The sequence below is a fragment of the Rhodospirillales bacterium genome (assembly GCA_023898765.1).
Taxonomy (GTDB): domain Bacteria; phylum Pseudomonadota; class Alphaproteobacteria; order Micavibrionales; family Micavibrionaceae.
On sequence record CP060238.1, the window covers coordinates 837,718 to 857,781 of the forward strand.

The 20,064-nt window shown below is 55.3% G+C and carries 14 protein-coding genes; 7 read left to right on the forward strand and 7 right to left on the reverse strand.

From position 1 onward, the window contains the following. Window positions 1-4: 4 nt before the first annotated feature. A complete protein-coding gene (locus H6853_04035) occupies window positions 5-1,852 on the reverse strand; it encodes an ATP-binding cassette domain-containing protein (protein USO04447.1) in 1,848 nt (615 codons plus the stop codon). Between the two features lie 76 nt (window positions 1,853-1,928). On the opposite strand from H6853_04035, the gene H6853_04040 reads away from it, so the two are divergent. Then, complete coding sequence (locus H6853_04040) at window positions 1,929-2,174, forward strand: GIY-YIG nuclease family protein (GenBank protein ID USO04448.1); 246 nt, start codon at window positions 1,929-1,931, stop codon at window positions 2,172-2,174. Here the strand turns inward: H6853_04040 and H6853_04045 are convergent. Beyond that, window positions 2,168-2,401 (reverse strand): SlyX family protein, encoded by a 234-nt coding sequence (locus H6853_04045; GenBank protein USO04449.1) that lies wholly within the window; start codon window positions 2,399-2,401, stop codon window positions 2,168-2,170. The two genes, H6853_04040 and H6853_04045, sit on opposite strands and share 7 nt — an antisense overlap. A gap of 167 nt (window positions 2,402-2,568) precedes the next feature. Here H6853_04045 and H6853_04050 point away from each other — a divergent pair, with 167 nt between their 5' ends. Further along, window positions 2,569-4,509, forward strand: a complete 1,941-nt coding sequence (locus H6853_04050; GenBank protein USO04450.1) for an SEL1-like repeat protein — start codon at window positions 2,569-2,571, stop codon at window positions 4,507-4,509. Here the strand turns inward: H6853_04050 and H6853_04055 are convergent. From H6853_04055 to H6853_04065, 3 genes are read right to left on the reverse strand one after another with little or no spacing between them, the layout of a single operon-like run. Then, window positions 4,499-5,371 carry a 4-(cytidine 5'-diphospho)-2-C-methyl-D-erythritol kinase gene (locus H6853_04055; protein USO04451.1) on the reverse strand — a complete coding sequence of 291 codons (873 nt, stop codon included), beginning with the start codon at window positions 5,369-5,371 and terminating at the stop codon, window positions 4,499-4,501. The genes H6853_04050 and H6853_04055 overlap by 11 nt on opposite strands. An 18-nt stretch (window positions 5,372-5,389) precedes the next feature. Next, window positions 5,390-7,156, reverse strand: a complete 1,767-nt coding sequence (locus H6853_04060) for a tetratricopeptide repeat protein (protein ID USO04452.1) — start codon at window positions 7,154-7,156, stop codon at window positions 5,390-5,392. Window positions 7,157-7,171: 15 nt separating this feature from the next. Next, a complete protein-coding gene (locus H6853_04065) occupies window positions 7,172-8,770 on the reverse strand; it encodes an electron transfer flavoprotein-ubiquinone oxidoreductase (GenBank protein ID USO04594.1) in 1,599 nt (532 codons plus the stop codon). A 124-nt stretch (window positions 8,771-8,894) separates the two neighbouring features. Between H6853_04065 and H6853_04070 the strand changes: the two genes are divergently transcribed. Next, window positions 8,895-9,716 carry a uracil-DNA glycosylase gene (locus H6853_04070; GenBank protein ID USO04595.1) on the forward strand — a complete coding sequence of 274 codons (822 nt, stop codon included), beginning with the start codon at window positions 8,895-8,897 and terminating at the stop codon, window positions 9,714-9,716. A 147-nt stretch (window positions 9,717-9,863) separates the two neighbouring features. Further along, a complete protein-coding gene (locus H6853_04075) occupies window positions 9,864-11,795 on the forward strand; it encodes a lytic transglycosylase domain-containing protein (GenBank protein ID USO04453.1) in 1,932 nt (643 codons plus the stop codon). Here H6853_04075 and H6853_04080 read toward each other — a convergent pair. Next, window positions 11,785-12,546 (reverse strand): histidinol phosphate phosphatase, encoded by a 762-nt coding sequence (locus tag H6853_04080; protein ID USO04454.1) that lies wholly within the window; start codon window positions 12,544-12,546, stop codon window positions 11,785-11,787. The two genes, H6853_04075 and H6853_04080, sit on opposite strands and share 11 nt — an antisense overlap. Before the next feature lie 58 nt (window positions 12,547-12,604). Between H6853_04080 and alaS the strand changes: the two genes are divergently transcribed. The 3 genes from alaS to ndk all read left to right on the forward strand — a co-directional run bounded on the left by alaS (window position 12,605) and on the right by ndk (window position 16,913). After that, window positions 12,605-15,268, forward strand: a complete 2,664-nt coding sequence (gene alaS / locus H6853_04085; GenBank protein USO04455.1) for an alanine--tRNA ligase — start codon at window positions 12,605-12,607, stop codon at window positions 15,266-15,268. Between the two features lie 397 nt (window positions 15,269-15,665). After that, window positions 15,666-15,944, forward strand: coding sequence for a hypothetical protein (locus H6853_04090; protein USO04456.1), 279 nt, complete (start codon window positions 15,666-15,668; stop codon window positions 15,942-15,944). 546 nt (window positions 15,945-16,490) lie between these two features. After that, on the forward strand, window positions 16,491-16,913 hold the full coding sequence (gene ndk, locus H6853_04095) for a nucleoside-diphosphate kinase (GenBank protein USO04457.1): 423 nt from the start codon (window positions 16,491-16,493) through the stop codon (window positions 16,911-16,913). Window positions 16,914-16,925: 12 nt separating this feature from the next. Here the strand turns inward: ndk and H6853_04100 are convergent, their stop codons facing one another. Continuing rightward, complete coding sequence (locus tag H6853_04100) at window positions 16,926-19,949, reverse strand: response regulator (protein ID USO04458.1); 3,024 nt, start codon at window positions 19,947-19,949, stop codon at window positions 16,926-16,928. Window positions 19,950-20,064 lie beyond the last annotated feature (115 nt).

A 20,064-nucleotide genomic window follows, 5' to 3' on the forward strand; every position in this document is an offset into this window, starting at 1 on the left:
GGGGTCAGGCGAGTTCCGCCTTCATTTCTTCCAGCTCCAGCCAGCGGGATTCATAGCGCTCCAGCTTCGCCTGCATCTCTGCCAGATTTTTGGTGACTTCGTGAAAACCGTCCGGATCGCGCCGGTAAAAATCCGCATCGCTCAGGGCCTGTGACATTTCGGCAATTTTCGTTTCGGCGGCTTCAATTTTTTCAGGCAGCAGCGACAGTTCGCGCTCCAGTTTGTAGGTCAGTTTCTTCGGCGGAGAATCGTTTGTCTTTTGCACAGGCGCAGGGGCCTTTTTATCGGGTTTTGTAAGCTCCCCGTTTTCGCGGGGAAGGCCGTTCCGGGTTTTCTTTTCAAGATAGTCGCTGTAACCGCCGATGCAGCTTTCAATTTTTCCATCGCCTTCAAAGGCCAGGATTTTTGTCACGGTCTGATCCAGAAAATCCCGGTCGTGGGACACGACAATGAGCGTGCCTTTATACTGGGACAGAATTTCCTCGAGCATATCGAGCGTGTCCATGTCCAGATCGTTCGTCGGTTCGTCAAGGATCAGGCAGCTTTTCGGACTGGCCAGAATTTTGGCGAGCATCAGGCGGTTTTTTTGCCCGCCGGAGAGCTGGCAGACTTTGTCCTGCACGCGTCCGGGGTCGAACAAAAAGTCCTTCAGGTAGCCGCAGACATGGCGCTGCTTTCCCATGACGTCGATATAATCCCCGCCGGAAGGGACGAGGACTTTCTGGAGCGTTGAATCGGGGTCAAGGTCTTTTCGTTTCTGGTCGAAATAGGAAAATTCCAGCTCTTTGCGTCTTTTGACGCGGCCCTGATCCGGCTCCAGTTCCCCGATGAGAAGTTTCAAAAAGGTGGTTTTGCCGGAGCCGTTCTTGCCGAGGATTCCAATCCGGTCCCCGCGGGAAATGCGCAATGAAAATTTATCCAGAATGGGGATGGTTTTTCCATCGTTTTCAAAACGCTTATGGACGTTATAAAATTCGGCAACGGTTTTTGCGCTGTCTTCAATATCCTTGAGGGGTTTGAGTTCGACTTTGGCCGTGGCACGCCGGAAAGCGGATTCATCCGCTTTCAGTTTGTCGCGGGCTTCGCGCATCTGCTCCAGCCGCCGGATATTGCGCTTGCGGCGGGCTTTGACCCCTTTGTTGGCCCATTCGACTTCCTGCGCGACCGCTGCCTTCCGGTTTTTCAGTTCCCGTTCATCTTGCTCCAAAAGCATTGTTGACCATTCGTCGAAATATTTGAATCCCCGCGGGCTGACCCGTAATTGTCCCCGGTCCAGCCAGAACACCTGATTGGTGATGTTGGACAAAAAGGTGCGGTCGTGGCTGACGCACAGCAGCGTGCCGCGCCAGGCGTTCAAATATCCTTCCAGCCATTCAATAGCCTCCAGATCCAGATGGTTCGTCGGCTCGTCCAGCAGCAGGATGTCCGGCTCTTCCACGAGCGCCCTGGCGAGCCCTGCGCGGCGGAGCTGTCCGCCGGAGAGCCGGGTCATCTGCGCCCGGGTATCTAAGTGCAGCGCTTCGGCGACCATATCGACCTTATAGGCGTAGAGGTCTTTTTCGTTCTCTTTGATTTCGCTGAAGATATAGTCAAAGACCGTTTCGTCTTTTTCGGGGAGAATGTCCTGATGCAGGTATCCTGTGGTAACGCCGATTTCTTCCCAGCGCTCGCCGTCATCCAGATCCTGCGCGCCGGTAATGATATTCATGAGCGTCGATTTGCCCGCGCCGTTCTTCCCGACAAGCGCGATCCGCTTCCCTTCATGGATGTTGAAGGTCAGGTTTTCGAAGACCGGCACCTCGCTGTAGCGGACGCAGGCGTCTTTGACGGATAATAAAAGCGGCGGCGGCATTCTTTATGATCTCTTTTCCTTTCAGAAAGCGGGTTGTATCATATGTCCGGGCGATTGCACAGACGCAGGATAGGGGATGGCTTGGGGCGTGTATATTCTGGAATGCGGGGACGGGAGCCTCTATACCGGCATTACCAATGATCTGAGCGCGCGGCTCGAAGCGCACGAAAGCGGGAAGGGCGCCAAATATACCAAAGGGCGCGGGCCTTTTACGCTTTTGTATTATGAGGAATGCGGCGACCGCAGCAGGGCGTCGAAGCGCGAGAGGGTCATCAAGGGCCTGAAGAGGGAAGAGAAGATGGAACTTTGCCGCTCTCAATAATGCGGGGGTTTGTTGCGCGCGGCTTCTTCGCTGACGGACAATTTTTCTCCCATCGCTTCCGCCGCCGTTTCCTCAAGGACGTTCAGCTTGGCCCTGGTCTTTTCAAGCTCCGCTTTCAGCCGGTCGATTTCCTTCCACTGGCGCGTGACCATGTCGTTCAGGTCGAAAATCTGCTTTTCCTGATGGGTCAGCACTTCCTGGATACGGTTTAAGTCGTCTTCAAGCATATGCGCTTATAACACAGGAGGATGCGCGCAGGACAGATAAAAGGACAGGCCTGATCCCCCTAAAGGCTTTGTGGATATATCCCATTATTTGTCTTGGCTCTATTTTCCAAAATCTATATAGTCCGAGTCATTCATTATGTACACTAATTACAGGGGTTCAAGGCGTCATGAGATCTAAACGCGCTCCAGACAGGGTTCACGTGGTCCGTTCTCCGGAGCAGGATGACGGGTACAGGCGGGATGGCCAGAATATCCAGATTATCCGCACGCTGGCGCAGATCAGCGACAAACTGAAACGCAGCGAAGCCGAGCGTTATGAGCTGTTGGGGGAACTCCGGGAATACCGCAAGGCGCTGGCCGCGCTTGAAGACAAGACGGAGCGCTCCGGCAAGGCTTTTTTATCTCTGGAACATAAAATTCAGATGAGGGAGAAACTCGAAAGCGAGATTTCCCAGCGTCAGGCCCGCTTCGAAAAGAACATGAAAGAGGCGGAGGAAAAACTGGTCAAGGCCGCCGCCGGGCAGGCCCTGGTCAGCAAACAGCTTCGGGACAACGAAGACAGCCAGACGGCGATCAACCAGCGTCTGGACGAATCTGTCGTGGAGCAAACCCGTCTGGCGCGCCAGCTTGATAAAGTCTCGCAGGAAAAATCCCGCATGCTGCGTAAAATTGAGCGTCTGGAAGAAGTCGCGATGGAAACGCAGGAAACCTTGCGGGCCAAGGCGCTTGTCCTGCTGACCGACCAGAATGCGGCCGTTCAGGGGGCCTTGCCCCGTCTTCCGGCGTGGCAGGGCGATCCTCTGGAGGCGGAAGACGGCGGTTCCCTTCCGTGGTGGCGCCGCAGCGTTCACATGCAGTCGGTCGGGATGGCCGCGATGATTATGGCGGCGTTGCTGCTCGGCTGGGCGATTAATCAGGTGCAGCAGCCGGAGATTCCGCAGATTGCCGTTCTGGAAGGCGGCGGCCTTGCGCGGCTTAACCTCGACAACCAGCGCTGGGAGGCCGTTGTGCAGGGAGAAGATGACGACGCGGCGGCGGACTCGCTGCCGCCTCCTGCGGACCTTTCGTCCGTCAATGATCTGGAAGAGCAAAAATTGACGGCGCGTTTGGGGGACGTTGAGCCTGAGGCCGGCTCTTTGCCGGAGCCTGTAACGGAGGTTTCTCTCCAGCCGGAAACGCTGTCCGAAGGAAGCGTGCAGACACCGGCCGCGCAGGAAGTCCTTGATTATAATGACGATGAAATTCTGGCCGCCTTGTCCGAAGACCCTGAAAAACTGGCGGACAGCCTGAACGAAATCGCGCCGGCGGTCGGCGCGGAGCTCGGTCTGGAAGAAAAAAACATCACTCTGTCCCCGCCGATGAAAGATTTTGAGAAAATCGCTTTTGCTCAAAAACCGGCGCTTCAAAAAGAGATCAAAGCCGAAAAAGGCAACATACCTCTTAAAGATCGCGTGAAAGCGGACCCGGCGCTGGAAGACAGGGTGCAGGAAATCCAGACGCAGGCTCTGGCCGGAAACGGCGAAGCCCAGCACGATCTGGCGGCCATTTATACGGCCGGGCATGGCGGCGTAAAACAGGATTTTGAAAAAGCGCGTTTCTGGTTCCGGGAAGCTTCGGATAACGGGATTGCCAATGCGCGGTATAATCTCGGTGTTCTCTATCATCAGGGGCTCGGGGTGGACCGCGATCTTGACCGGGCGCTTTACTGGTACCGGGAGGCCGCCCGCCTCGGACATCCGGAGGCCCAGTACAATCTCGGGATCGCGTATATCGAAGGCATCGGAACGGATTATAATCCGCAGCTTGCGGCCGCGTTTTTTGAAAAGGCAGCGAATAGCGGGATTGTGGAAGCGGCCTATAATCTGGGGCTGATCTATGAAAACGGGCTTCTGGCGGAGAGCAAGCCGGAGGAAGCGCTTTTATGGTATAAAATTGCAGCGGATGCCGGGTCTTCTGATGCCAAAGAAGCGCTGGAAGGGCTCGCAAAATCTCTGCAGATCGGCATGGATGATGTGGAGCGGCTGGTAGAGCGGATGCAGGCGATCAACAAGGCGCAAACGGGCCGCCGGGCCGGTCCGCCGGCTGATAAGAACGCGTCTAAACAGTAAGGGCGGCAATACGGCCTTGTTTTACCCACCATGACGGGTTTTCGCGGGCGATGTTTGAAGCGGCTTTTTGGGCCGCTTCTTCTTTTTCGAAAAGCGAAAAGCAGCTCGATCCGCTGCCGCTCATGCGGGTAAGAAGCGCGCCGGGCTGGCGTTCCATCGCGTCCAGGGCTTCCGATATTTCCGGCGTTCCTTTGATGGCGCCCGGCGTGAGATCGTTTCCGCAGCTTTGTAAAAAGCCGGTAAAATCCTGAACGGTTCCAAACGCTTTGGGCATCCTGATCTCCGGGATGAAAGAAGAGGACAGGTTTCGATAAACGGAAGCGGTGTCGCTGTGTTTTGCGGGATAAGCAAGAACAATAAAAAGCGGGGCCGGAAGGGGGGGCACGCTTTGTATTTTCTCCCCGATGCCGCGCATGCGCAAAGGCGTGCTTTTAAAGCAGGCAGGCAGATCGGTTCCCAGATCCAGCAAAAGTTCGTCCAGGGTGTTTGGGTCCGGCTCTATCTTCCAGTGCAGAAGGAGCGCGCGCAGCATGGCGGCGGCGTCGGTGGACCCTCCTCCCAGACCTGCGCCGAGGGGAAGATTCTTCGTCAGGATTGCCTGAATGTTCAAAGGTTTTTGAAAAAGGGCGGCGGCCTGTTTGGCCATTCGCGTCACCAGATTGTTCTCCGGGCTCTCCCGGTCTTCGAGCTGTTTTGCAAAAGGGCCCTTTATCCGGAGGGAAAAATTATCTGCGGGCTCAACGGAAAGTTCGTCCCCTATATCCGTAAAGGCGACAAGGGAATCCAGAAGATGGTATCCGTCCGGTCTTTTCCCTGTGATGTGCAAATACAGGTTCAGTTTCGCGGGGGCAAAAAAAATCATGGGCCGTTACCGTTGCCGTTATCGTTTTAAGGGGTCTTCCCCTGCATTTTTCGCTTCTTTCAAAGAAGGGTCTTTTTCGCTCAGGCCGTTTTGAAGTTTGGCGCGGAGCTTTTCTTCCATCCCCTCTTCAGAGGTATTCCCCTCCTCGCCGGCGTAATTTAAGGCGCGTTCCCACTGAAAACGGGCTTCCCTTTTCCGGCCTACCCGCCAATAGGCGTCTCCCAGATGGTCGTTGATCGTGGGGTCGTAAGGCTGGAGTTCAACGGCGAGCTCCAGCGTTTCGGCCGAGGCCTGATGTTTGCCCATGCGGTATAAAACCCAGCCCAGGGAATCGACGATATAGCCGTCATCGGGCTGCAGCGTCACGGCTTTTTCAATCATCCTGAGGGAGTCTTCCAGATTCTCGCCCCGGTTGGCCCAGCTATATCCGAGATAGTTCAGGACATAAGGGTCGTCCGGCTGGAAGGACAGGGCGGCTTTGAGGTCTTTTTCTGCGCGCTCTGTTTCGCCCAGCCGTTCATAGGCAATGCCGCGCGTATAAAGCAGGTGCCAGTATTTTTTGGGAATATTCCCTCCCAGAGCTTCGGCGGCCTGATTGTAGATTTTGACGGCGGACTCATAGTCTTCGGCCCGGCGGTACATATCCCCCGTCAGGATCAGGGTGTTCAAATCCTTTTTCTGGTCATACAGTTTTTTCAAAATTTCGGCGGCTTTTTCCGAACGGCCCTCGCGTTCGAGAAGATCTGCCGCGCGCTGCTGCGCGGGGATGTAGTTTTCATCGTCCGGCGTCAGGGACCGGTAGTATGAAATGGCCCGGTCCAGCCGGTTATTGCGGACCATAATATTCGCCAGAAGGATTCTGGCTTCGCTTAAAGCGGGGTTCAGGTGCAGCGCCATGCGGGAAAAGACCATGGCGCTGTCGTCGCTGTATTCGCTGAACAAAACGCGGGCCATGTCGAAGATGGCTTCGGCGGCGCCTTGTTCGGGTGAGCTGACAGGCGTAAGGTCGCCCGGACTTGCGGCGGGTTTTCCTTCTTTGATCCGTGCCAGTCTTGTCAGTATCTGTTCGTTGTCCGGCTGCGTGGCCAAAATGGTTTCGTAAAGCTCTTTGGCTTTGTCCGTTTTGCCGTGTTTGGCGTAAATATCCGCAATGTTTTTCAGTTCATAAATATCGATGGCCGTGTCTTGCAGTATTTTTTCCAGATAGCTGTCGATTTTGTCCGTCTTGCCCAGATAGTCGGCGATCAGGAAGGCATGATAGGCGTGCAGCGGACTGTTTTCCGCAAGCGCATCCGTCTCGGTTTTTCCCTGCCCGGCTTTGGCCCATGCAAGTAAAAGGGGACGGACAAAGTCCGCCATGCCGCCTTCGGGCATGGTGGAAAGAGTCTGGATTGTCGCGGCATAATCCTGACGCGAAAAAGAATCGATGGTCACAAATAAAATGGCCAGGACATTCTGTGGGTCCGTTTTCAGGATTTCACGGGCCTGCGAAATGGCGCGGCTTGTTTCCCCCGATCCCATGGCCAGAATCATGGCCCGTTTTTGCAATTCCGGATTGTCGGGATCGTATTCCAGAACGCGCCCGACATAACGTGTCGCCGTTTCCCAGTCGCGGTGATGCTGGGCGAATTGTCCGGCCAGATAATTGCCGGACAAAGTCTGCCGCGCAACAGGCGGCGGCGCGAACGCGCGCTGCATGGCGCTTGCGGTTTCATCAACCGGAGCCGGGCCGCAATTTCCGATGAAACCGGCGATACACAATCCTAAAAGCGATTTTACAGGCATCTTGTCTTCATCTTATCACATATTGGCGTAATTGGGACCACCTCCGCCCTGCGGCGGGGTCCAGTCAATGTTTTGCGCCGGGTCCTTGATATCACAGGTTTTGCAATGTACACAATTCTGCGCGTTGATAACGAATTTTCCTTCAACGATTTCATAAACGCCGGCGGGGCAATAACGCTGCGCCGGCTCGGCATAATCCGGCAGGTTCTTTTTAACGGGAATGTCCGGGTCTTTCAGTTTTAAGTGGCAGGGCTGGTTTTCCTCATGGTTGGTGTTGGAAAGCTGCACGCTGCTCAAGCGGTCGAAGGTCAGGACGCCGTCCGGTTTGGGATAATCTATCGGCGCCGTGTTTTGCGCTTTTTGAAGCTGCTTGTCATCGGCATGGTTTTTGAGCGTACAGGGCAGGAGATAGCCGCCGAAGGTCTGGAAAGCGGCGTTCAAAAATCCGAACCAGAATCCTTTGTGAAAGCCGGGACGGATATTGCGGACCTTGTAGAGTTCCTTATAAAGCCATGAGGCTTCAAAATCTTTCTGATAGGTGCGGCATTCGGCCGGACCGTTTTCGTCCTGCAGGCAGGCAAAGACGGCCTCCGCCGCGAGCACGCCGGATTTCATGGCCGTGTGGTTTCCCTTTATTTTCGGCACGTTTAGAAAACCTGCCGTGTCGCCGGTAAGGACCCCGCCGGGGAAGGAGAGTTTCGGCAGGGATTGCAGGCCGCCTTCCGCGATGCAGCGGGCGCCGTAAGCGATCCGCCGTCCCCCTTCCAGCGTCTTGCGGATGTCCGGGTGCGTTTTGAAGCGCTGCATTTCTTCAAAGGGCGAGAGATAGGGGTTGGCGTAATCCAGCCCCACGACAAAACCGACGGAGACAAGATTGTCTTTCATGTGATAGAGCCACGATCCGCCATAGGTTTTCGAATCCATGGGCCATCCGGCCGTATGCACGACCAGCCCTTCCTCATGTTTTCCGGCGGGAATTTCCCAGAGCTCCTTGATGCCCAGACCGTATGTCTGGGAAACGCCCTCCGGCCTTAACGCAAATTTCCGGATAAGCTTTTTGGTGAGGGAGCCGTGGCAGCCTTCGGCAAAAACGGTCTGGCGGGCGTGAAGTTCAACGCCGGGTTCGAACATATCCGTTTTTTGCCCGTCCTTGCCGATGCCCATATCCCCTGTGGCGACTCCTGTGACGGTTCCGTTTTCTCCGTATAGAATTTCGGAGGCCGCAAAGCCGGGAAAGATTTCAACGCCCATCTCCTCGGCCTGACCGGCAAGCCAGCGTCCCAGTTCCCCCAGGGAGATGATGTAATTGCCGTGATTTTTCATCTGGGGCGGCGTGGGCAGGGGAAAGGAAGATGTTTTTGTCAGGAATAAAAACCGGTCTTTTTTGACTTTTGTGTGAAGCGGCGCGCCTTTGTCCTTCCAGTCGGGGATCAGCTCTTCCAGCGCCCTGGGTTCGAAAACCGCGCCGGAGATCAGATGGGCGCCGACCTCGGACCCTTTCTCCAGAAGACAGACGGAGATATCCTTGCCGGACTGCGCGGCGAGCTGTTTCAGGCGAATGGCGCAGGACAGCCCCGACGGACCCGCGCCGACAATGACGACATCGTATTCCATGGCTTCGCGGTCGGGTCGGAGGGGGGTGGTCATGGGGGCAAATATCCTTCGGCAGTTGTTTCCGGTTAGTTTACACGATAGATATGAAGAGACTATAGAGGAAATATAAGGTTTTTTTGTGATGATGGGCACGGCACCACATATTTTGCTGAAGGCGGCGCTGGAGTGGCACCTCGAGGCGGGCGCGGATGAAGCGCTTGTGGACGGGCCGGTCGACCGGACGGCAGCGCCGGATTTGCCCCGAAAGCCCGATCTTCCCGAAATCACGGCGGCATCGGCGGATTTGCCCGGCGCGGCGGCGGCCAGACGCGAAGCCGTTACACGGGCGCAGGCGTGTCAGACGCTCGAAGAGCTCAAACAGGCCATTCAGGATTTCGACGGGCTGGCGATCAAGAAAACGGCGACACAGATCGTCTTTGCCGACGGCAATCCCAAGGCGCATGTGATGCTTGTCGGCGAGGCGCCGGGCGGGGACGAGGACCGTCTGGGGCGGCCTTTTGTGGGGGTGAGCGGCCAGCTTCTGGACCGTATTTTAAAGTGTGTCGGGCTGGACCGGACGGGCGAAAGCCCGGAAAACGCGCTTTATATTTCAAACATTTTGAACTGGCGCCCGCCGGGCAACAGGACGCCGACGCCGGCGGAGATCGAGATTGCGCTGCCCTTCATTGAACGCCACATAGCGCTCGTCGCGCCCAAAGTCCTTATTTTCTGCGGCGGGGTGTCCGCCAAGGCGCTTTTGGGGCGCAGCGAGGGGATTTCGAGGCTGCGCGGGCAGCTCCACGACTATCACCCCCGGACGGACGGGATAGGCGGCGGGCTGGCCCCGATTCCCGCGCTGGCAACCTATCATCCGGCCTATCTTTTGCGCACGCCGGCCCAGAAAAAAGCCGTTTGGGCCGATATGCTGATGTTGCAGCGGCACATCCGGGACACGGCGCTTTCGTAAATTTTCATAAATATTGACCGTTGGGCGAAAATCCACTATATCCTCGCCATTATGCCCAGCGTTTTAACAAGACGATTTTCGAGGCCATGTGTCACAGGGCGATATGTCCGACGGAGATTTGGCCTTGTCGGGGGTGTCGGGCTTCTTTTGGCGGCGCTCCTTTACACGCAGGCCGGGCGGGCGGACACGGTTCCTGTCCCTGCGCCGAAGCCGCGCGCTTCTGTGTCCTCCTTGTCTCGCGGCGCTATGCCGTTGCCGCCGGAAAAACCTTCAAAGCCTTCCCTGCCTGCTTCCCTGCACGGCCTTTTTAAAGGGGGCGAACATACGCCCGTTCCGGGCCAAAAACCTCAAACAAAACCTCAAACAAAATCTCAAACAGGGATCAGGCTGTTTCACGGGCCTGTCGCGGATACGCTTTCCGGCGGGGATGCGGCGCTTTACAAAAAAATATTCGGGTATCAAAGGGCGGGGGAGATGGCGCAGGCCGCCGCGCTTGTGCCGGAACTCGGGAACGGTCTTTTGATGGGGCATGTGCTGGCGCAGCGTTATTTGCACCCGACCGGGTACAGGGCGACGTTTCAGGAACTGAAAGACTGGCTCGATCTTTATACAGACCATCCGCAGGCGGAAAAAATTTACAAACTGGCGTTGATGCGCGCGCCCTCCGGCGCGGAAAAGTCGCTTCAAAAGCCGCAGGAGATCAGTCCTATCGGCGGAAATCTGGGTAAAATCGCCCCGCCCCGGAAAAAATATAAAAGCCGCAAACACCGGAGTGCGGCGCAGGAGGCAGCCCTTTCGAAACTGTCCCATGCCATTCGGGTTCACGCGCAAAATGATGAACCGACGCAGGGGCTTCAACGTCTGGCCGAAGCGAAATATCTGGACAAGGTTGAATATGACGGTTTGCGGGCGGTGGTGGCGTCGGGTTTTTTATATGCGCGCAAAATCGACGAGGCGGAAAGGCATGCGCTGGCCTCTTTAGAACGGTCGGGGGAAAAAGTGCCGCAGGCCGGCTGGATATACGGTCTTGCGAACTGGGAGCAGGGGGATTTTACCGAGGCCGCCGCCGGGTTTGCAAGCGCGGCGTCCTCGCCTTACGCTTCGGGCTGGATGGTGTCGGCGGCGTCTTACTGGGCGGCGCGGTCCCATATGAAGGGCGGGAAGCAGAGAAAAGTAAGCCGCTGGCTCCGGAAGGCGGCGGCGCATCCGAGGACCTTTTACGGCCTGATTGCGCAGCGGGCTTTGGGCTATGACGCGGAATTTTCCTGGGATGTGCCGGACCTGACGGGCAAAAGGAAGGCGTATATTCTTTCTTTCCCGGCGGGAAAAAGAGCCGAGGCCCTGTTGCGCGCCGGACAGGTGGATATGGCCGAAGCCGAACTGAACCGGCGCTCCATTGTTTCAACCGGGGAAAAGAAAAAAGCGCTGCTGGCTTATGCCGTTCAGAATGATCTGCCGGCTTTGACGCTGCGCCTTGGAAATACGGTTAGAAATTCGGAGGGAGAGCCGTATGCCGCCGCGCTTTACCCCTTCCTTCCGTGGGTTCCCGAAAGCGGATACAAGGTGGACAAGGCGTTGATTCATGCGCTGGTGCGTCAGGAATCCCGTTTCAATATGTCGGCTAAAAATCCGAGCGGGGCGACGGGGCTGATGCAGCTTATGCCCGCGACCGCCGGCTATGTCGCCGGCACAAGCCTTTACGAGGATAAAGCCGGCATGGAGCGCTTGAGGGAGCCGCAGGTTAATCTTGAAATCGGCCAGACTTACGTTAACAGGTTGCTGGATCACGGCGTGGTGGGGCGGGATCTTCTGCTTTTAACCATTGCCTATAATGCGGGGCCGGGCAAACTCTCGCGCTGGAAAAAAGAGCGGGCGGGCCTTTCCGATCCGCTTCTTTTTATCGAGAGCATTCCTTACACGGAAACGCGCGCGTTTGTGGAGCGTGTGCTGTCCAACTACTGGATTTACCGGATGCGGTTTCAGCAGCCGACCCCTTCGCTGGATGCGGTGACTTCGGGCCGCTGGGCGCGTTATGCGGCGATGGATACGAATGAAGGCTTGCGTTACGCTACGCGTTGAGCAGTTTAAGCATGTCTTTCTTGAGACGCTGATCTCCCAGAGCAAGAACCCTTGATTTTTCTTTGGGGCTCGTCAATGTCAGCGGCGCGCCGTTCCAATCGCACATCAGGCCGCCCGCGCCTTCGATGATGGGGGGCATGGCTGCGTAGTCGTAGGGGCCCATATCGCTTTCCGCAACGGCGTCCAGAAAGCCGCTGGCTAGAAGGCCGTAAGCGTAGCCGTCTTTTCCCCAGACGAAAGACTTGCATGCTTTCTCCAGTGTCGCGCCGCGGTCTTTAAACATGACCGGTGTGGTCGCAGACGCAAAAGCTTCGCCAATGGACGCGCAGGGACGTGTTTGGATATCACGTCCGTTAAGGGTTGTTTTTTGTCCTTTTACGCCCAGCCAGCGCTCCTTTGATATCGGCTGGTCGATAAGGCCCAGCAGGGGCGTGTCGTCTTTCCACAGGGAGATCAGGGTGGTGAAGGTAGGGCAACCGACGGCGAATTTTGTGGTGCCGTCAACCGGGTCGAAAATCCATATGTAGCCGCTCTGGCCTTCTCTGGAATCGTATTCCTCGCCCAGAATGCCGTCTTCGGGCCGCTGCCGTTCGATGATGTCACGCAGGGCGCGCTCTACGGCCCGGTCTGCAATTGTCACCGGCGTTTCGTCGGCCTTGGTTTCCACATCAAAGCTTGTGCGGAAATGTCGGTGGATAATTTCTCCGGCCTCATCCGCCATATAGTTGGCGAGGTTAATAAATTCTTGCATATTCGCGGCCTTTGCGGATTAATATGGACTTCTTTAAATACACATAAAGCACAAAATTATGAAAACGGTCAATGACATTCGGACAGAATTTTTAGGGTTCTTTGAGAAAAACGGCCACAGGCGCGTCGATTCCTCGCCTTTGGTGCCGCAGAACGATCCGACGCTGATGTTCGTCAATTCGGGCATGGTCCAGTTCAAGAATGTTTTTACGGGTGTGGAAACGCGGCCCTACACGCGCGCCACGACGGCGCAGAAATCCGTGCGGGCGGGCGGAAAGCATAACGATTTGGATAATGTCGGCTATACCGCGCGCCATCATACGTTTTTCGAGATGCTGGGGAATTTTTCCTTTGGCGATTATTTCAAGGAAGAAGCGATTTCCTTCGCCTGGGAGCTGGTGAACAAGAATTTCGGTATGCCCAAAGACAGGCTTTTGGTAACGGTGCATTCCACGGATGAGGAGGCCGCAGGGCTGTGGAAGAAAATCGCCGGATTTCCCGACGATAAAATTATCCGCATTCCCACGGATGACAATTTCTGGCAGATGGGGGATACGGGCCCTTGCGGTCCGTGCAGCGAGATTTTTTACGATCAGGGTGAGGCGCTGGAAGGTGGCCCTCCCGGTTCTCCTGATGAAGATGGCGACCGGTTCCTTGAGTTCTGGAATCTTGTGTTTATGCAGTTTGAACAGGAGCCGGGGGAAGATGGAAAGCCCGTTCGCAAGCCTTTGCCGAAACCTTCCATCGATACGGGGATGGGGCTGGAGCGCATGGCGGCCCTCATGCAGGGCAAGCTGTCCAATTACGATATCGACCTTTTGCGCTCTATTATCGAACACAGCGCCGACCTGACGGGCGTGGACCCGGACGGGCCGCAGGCCGCTTCCCACCGGGTGATTGCAGACCATTTGCGCTGCTCGGCCTTTTTGCTGGCGGACGGGGTGATGCCCTCCAACGAAGGGCGGGGGTACGTCCTGCGCCGGATTATGCGCCGCGGGATGCGCCATGCGCATCTTCTGGGCGCACAGGACCCGTTGATGTACCGCTTGTTCCCAACGCTTATGTCGATGATGGGAGACGCTTATCCTGAACTGAAGCGCGCGGAATCGATGGTTACCGATACGCTTAAGAATGAAGAAACCCGGTTTAAGAAAACATTGGATCGCGGGTTAAAAATTCTGGATGAGGAGTCGGAAAAACTTGGCGAAGGCCAAACACTTTCCGGCGACGTGGCCTTTAAGCTCTATGACACATACGGCTTCCCGCTCGATTTGACGCAGGACGCCCTGAAAGTCAAAAAGATTTCCGTTGATATGGACGGCTTTAACGCCTGCATGGAAGAGCAGAAAAAAGCGGCCCGCGCCGCATGGTCCGGCTCCGGCGATGCGGGCACGGAAAAGCTCTGGTTCGATCTGCTGGAGGAATGCGGCCCGACCGAATTTCTGGGATATGAAAGCACGAAGGCGCAAGGGCAGGTGCTGGCGATTGTCAAAGACGGCCAGCGCGTGGACGCATTGAAAGAAGGCGAGGAAGGCATGGTTATTACCAACCAGACTCCTTTTTACGGCGAAAGCGGCGGGCAGGTCGGGGATACCGGCGCACTCTCGGCGGAAGGGGGGGCGCTGGCCGTCACCGACACCAAAAAGATGCTCGGAAAACTCTTTTTGCATCAGGCGAAATGCAACAAGGGCGCGCTCAATGTCGGCGATACGGTGGAAATGCAGGTGGACGAAGCCCGGCGCGACGCCATCCGTGCCAATCACTCTGCCACACACCTTATGCATGAAGCTTTGCAACAGGTGCTGGGCGATCACGTGGCGCAAAAAGGAAGCCTGCAGGACGGAGAGCGCACACGCTTCGATATTTCCCATCCCAATGCGATCACGCCGGAAGAAATCCGCCGCGTCGAGGAAATCGTGAATGATGAAATCCGGGCCAACACGGAAATCATCACCCGCATCATGCCCATTGATGACGCGCGGGCCATGGGGGCGGCGGCCCTGTTCGGGGAGAAATATGATGATGAAGTGCGCGTTTTGTTTATGGGGCGTGAAAAAGAGGCCGAAGGCAAACCTTTCTCTATCGAGCTTTGCGGCGGCACGCACGCCAGGCGCACGGGCGATATCGGCCTGTTTAAAATCATATCCGAAAGCGCGCTGGCCGCCGGTATTCGCCGGATAGAGGCGCTGACGGGCGAAGGGGCCCTGCGTTATTTCGAGCAGCAGGATCATCTTTTGCGGGCGGTCTCGCAGGCATTGAAGGTGCCTGCAAGCGAGGTCGGGCAGCGGGTGGAGTCTTTGCTGAAAGAAAAAAAGAAACTGGAGCAGGACGTTTCCAACCTGCGCCGGGAACTGGCGACGGGCGGCAGCGGCGGGTCCTCGAATGACGGCATAAAAGATATCGGCGGGATTAAATTTATCTCCAGGGTCCTGCCGGATTTTCCGGCCAAGGATCTTAAACCCATGGCGGACGACTTGAAAAACAAGGTCGGATCCGGCGTGGTGGTCCTGATCGCGACGAGCGAGGGGAAAGCCTCTATCGTGGTCGGGGTTACGAAGGATTTGACGGACAAATTCAGCGCGGTGGATCTGGTCAAGGCCGGCGCGGAAGCGATGGGCGGCAAGGGCGGGGGCGGACGTCCCGATATGGCGCAGGCGGGCGGCCCGAACGGCAGCGCGGCAAACGATGCGGCGCAGGCAGTTGAAAGAGCCATATCCGCCTGATTCTTGGTATTCCTCAATTTCGTCATTGCGAGGAGGCCAAAAGGCTGAGCTGCCTTCGCCGAAGCGAATCTCTGGCTTCGCCCAGGCAGGTGCGGCAGTCCAAAAAGCCCCCCTTTTTTGTCATCCCGAGCGTAGCGCCGTCAGGCGCGCAGTCGAAGGATCTTTGACGGTAGATATATACAAGATCCCTCGACTTCACTCGGGATGACATTAAACCGGTTCTGCTTCGCTCCCGTTGGTCGCTCGTAATGACGGGAAACAAGTCATTTTCAGAAAAAGAGTGGCAATAAGCCACCTGATTTTTCTTTCATGGATCCGGTTTCTCTTGACATAACCTTTTCGAGGGGCGTATGCCCTTTTCGAAGACGGTTCATGTTCAAAAAAAAGGGTGTGAAAAATGAAAAAGATATTTACAAAAGCGGCCGTTAATAAAGCGGCAAGGGCACTGACGGCGGGGTTTTTATTGGTTAGCTCTCCGCTTTCTCATGCGGAAGAGGGGCATAAAAAAACAGGTCATGAAAACGTGGGTCAGGGTGTGTTGGTGACTCTCGGCACGGCTGTGGGGATCGCAGGGGGGCTCATTGGGGGGCTTGTTGTCTGGGGAAGAAAACACGATAAGGAAAATGCCAAAATTCCGCGTCCTAACGGTCCTGCCGGCCCCCGTCACGGCGGTTAAGGCTCCATTCGTTTGTATTTACCCCAAAAAAGCAAACGGGGAAGCTTTGCAGAAAGCTTCCCCGTGGAGCGTGTTTAAATCTTAACAGTCAAACTAGATAGTAGGCTGAGAGGTCGGGCGGTGGCCACAGAATCTTTTATCCTGAGTTTGAAACCCTTTAAAGCCGGGGTTGCAGACAGTAGGGGCTGCATCTGCACCGGATACTTCATGCGGGGCCCTAAAGTGGTTAGCCAGCAGTTGTTGAGCGTTAATAGGTTGCGGGTCTCCATATCCTGAACCGCCTTGTCTTCCGTATGTATCTGTAGCCATTTCTTTTTCCCTCCGCAGTAAAACTTTAATTCCGTTACGTTAACAAAAAATCCAAAGAGCTGGCAAGGAAGAAAGTATATTTCCTAAAGGCCGTCTTTGTGATTTCAGAAGTTATACTATTATAATTATGGAAAGTCAAGAGGGTTTTTAAGAAATTTTTAATATTTTAGAGGCTTGCCCTGAAAGAGCCCGCCCGATATAAAGCCTCACGACAGAAAATCAGAAGGAATTCAAGTGATGACCATAGAGCGTACCTTTTCTATCCTGAAACCCGATGCCACGCGGCGGAACCTGACGGGGGCGATCAATGCGAAGCTGGAGGCGGCAGGGCTGCGGATTGTGGCGCAGAAGCGCATTCATATGACCAAAGCGCAGGCGGAAGGCTTTTACGCCGTCCATAAAGACCGGCCTTTCTTTGGCGAACTGGTGGACTTCATGATTTCCGAGCCCGTGGTGGTGCAGGTTCTGGAAGGGGAAAACGCTGTGGCCAGAAACCGCGAGGTGATGGGCGCGACCAATCCGGAAGAAGCTGCGGCCGGCACCATCCGGAAAGAATTCGCCCTGAGTATCGGCGAAAATTCCGTGCACGGGTCCGACAGTGCGGAAAATGCCAAAATTGAAATCGAATATTTCTTTCCGGAAGGCGAAATCGTCGGGTAGGGGCTTTCGTCTTTAAGCGCGCATCCAGCTTTTAAGGGCTTCTTTGGCGCGCAGGCTGGCGTCCGGCAGGCTGGAAATCAGTTCGTTCAGGTCTTCTTGCGGCGGCGCGGCGTCAGGCGGACTTCCTTTGGCGATTTTTTCGGCGTTTTCCGCCATCGTGCTGATTTCCGAAAGGCCGAAATTTCCGGCCATCCCTTTCAGGTCATGCGCGCGGGCGGCGATTTCGTTCATATCTTTTTCTTTTGAGGCGTTCACAAGGGCCTCGACAATTTCCTGCGTTTTCACGATCAATCCGTCCAGCAGTTCCTGCAACTGTGTCTCTCCAAGATTGTTTCTCAGGACGCCAAGCATTTCGGCGTCGAAAATACCGGATTCGGATGTGATGTCTTTCGTTTCCTCTGCGGGGGCACCAGGGGAGGGGGCGACGTGCGGTCTGGAGGACATCACGGCTTTTTCCAGTTTTGCGGGGTCGATCGGTTTGGCGACATAGCCGTCCATTCCCGCCTGATAAAAGCGTTCGATATCTTCCTGCAAAACATTCCCGCTGAGGGCAATGACGGGCAGGCTCGCTTTCCGGACGTCTTCCATCTGGCGGATGACCATCGTGGCTTCGTCCCCTTTCATGTTCGGGAGCTGGATGTCCATTAAAACCACATCGTAGGTGCCCGTTTTTATCATCTCTATGGCCTGTTCGGCGCTTTGCGCCGTTTCGGCGCTGCAGTTCATTTTGTCCAGAAAGCCTAAAATGACCTTTTTGTTGATTTCGTTATCGTCAACGACCAGGACATGTTTTGCGTCCAATGGGGCGGCAGCGGCCGGGGGAGGAGATTCCTGCGTTTCGGAAGATTCCGTTTCCCCCTCCTCTTTGGCTCTTTCCATTTGAAGGGTGAAGAAAAAGGTGCTGCCGTGTCCTTCTTCACTGCTCACACGGATGACGCTGCCCATGGCCTCGATTAAACCTTTGCAGATGGCGAGCCCCAGACCGGTGCCGCCGAATTTTCGGGAGATGCTGGAATCGGCCTGTGCAAAAGGCGTAAAGAGATACTCCTGCACGTCCTGCGCAATGCCGATCCCGCTGTCATGGACGGCGTAATAAATATTGTAATCCTTGTCCGTTTCCCCTTTTTCCGCGCGCAGATGGAGGGTTACATCCCCTTCAGAGGTAAACTTGATGGCGTTGCTTGTCAGGTTCAGGAGGATCTGGCGCAGCCTGTTCGGATCTCCCATGACATAGCGGGGGACGCTGTCCTCGATATTCACTTTCAGCCCGACATTCTTCTGGGCGGCATGGCCGGACATCAGTCTGGCGATCCCCTGGATAAGACGCGGCAGGTCGAACGAGATATATTCCAGGTCCATTTTGCCGCGTTCGATTTTTTCAAAATCCAGAATATCGTTCAGAAGCGTCAGCATGGCGTCGCCGGAATCCTGAATGGTCATGACATAGTCTTTTTGTTCCTTGCTCAGATTTCCGTCGAGCAACAGGCGGACCATGCCCATGATGCCGGTCATGGGCGTGCGGATTTCATGGCTCACAACGGCCAGAAACGCGGATTTGGCGCGGTTGGCTTCATCGGCGGCCGTTTTTGCGACCCGCATTTCCTCTGTCCTGCGGGCTTCCCTTTCCCGCATCTGGGCCAGAAGCTGGCGCTCTTTTTCGATCACCTTGAGCAGGCGGTTTTGTTCTGCGGATTCTTTTGTATGGCGCAGACGGACAAGGGAGAGGGTTTCCTTGTTTTCCTGTGCTTTTTCTTCGAAGAGGATGTCCTGCTGGCGTTCGATTCTTTTCAGCGTCGCGGAAATGAAAAAGATGGCCTGCGGGAAGAGCATGATCCAGAAGGCGTTGACGGTAATGCCGGACAAAGAGAGGAATCCCGACAACGCGGCGGCGGAGATGATAATGCCGGCGAGAAGGAACAGCCACGCCCATATCAGGGGATAGGCTTCGTCTTTCCGGATTTGCGCCTGCGCAAAGCACAGGAGCGGCAGAACGGTAAAGGTAAAAACGATGGGGCCGTAAAAAAGGGCTGTTTTTATGAGGGGGTTCGTTTCCAGCGGGAGAAGTCCCGCCGTGCCGCAGACAAAGACAAGAAGGGCCAGCCCGTTCAGGGTATATCTTTCGGTGTAATCATATTTTCGGATATCGAGAAAGACTTTCGTCAGGCCGACGGAGCCGACCGCCAAAAGCCCCATCAGCAAAGGCAGGATTTCTCCGCGAAGGGGCAGGAGGCTGAAGACGCTGACATTGTTCCAGTGGAAGAGCAAAACCAGAACGGCGTAATAGACGGAAAAAGGCAGGTAGTTCCAGGATCTTTTCGACAGGCAAACAGAGAGAAAGAAAAACGCCATGCCCGCGAGGAACATCATCAGGATATTTAAATCCCCCAGAAGATTCTCGCCCTGCAGAATCGAAAAATCGCGGGTCTGGATTTGGAGGTTTAACGTCAGCGGGACGCCGCTCGTGGACTGGAGCGGCATAATCAGAATGACCTCCTGATCTTTTTCCAGCGTTAAGGGAATCGTTTTGTCGAGCCGTTTTGTGATCGGGGTTAAAACGCCTTCTTTGGTATCCGCAGCGGAGACGAGAGGCTGGGGGATATAGCTGTATATATCTATTTTATCCAGAAACCCGTAGCGCCCTTCCAGCGTGCTGCCGAAATTCAAAAGCCAGTCTGTTTCGGAAGAGGTGTTGTGCAGTTTGAACACAAGCCATTTTTTTTCGCCCAGATATCCCAGATCAATAATGTCCCGGGTGTTTCGCTGGGAGAGGGACAGGTTTTTGGCTTTTTCGAGAATTTCCTGCGCGGTAAATTTCTCGTCCGGATCGGGGATCAGATACGTATAGGCCCCCAGGAAATAGTGACTTTCGCTATCGCCCAGAATAAGGGGTATGTGGTCATCAAATTCATATGTCTGGGCTTTGGCGGCAAACGGCAGGAAAAAGCACAAAACCGCCAGCGCTGCAAAAAGAACTTTTACAGGACGAAACATGCTGGCTTTATCGTGCAAGCCGTTTTTTAAGTCTTTGTTTCTCATATGCTTTTTAAGTCCCCGAACGGAATCGTCTCTGAAAACGATGTCCTTCCTGTATGATGCGCCGAAAATGGTTACTAAAAAATGAATAAAAGCACATTCAAGGCACCTTAAATGT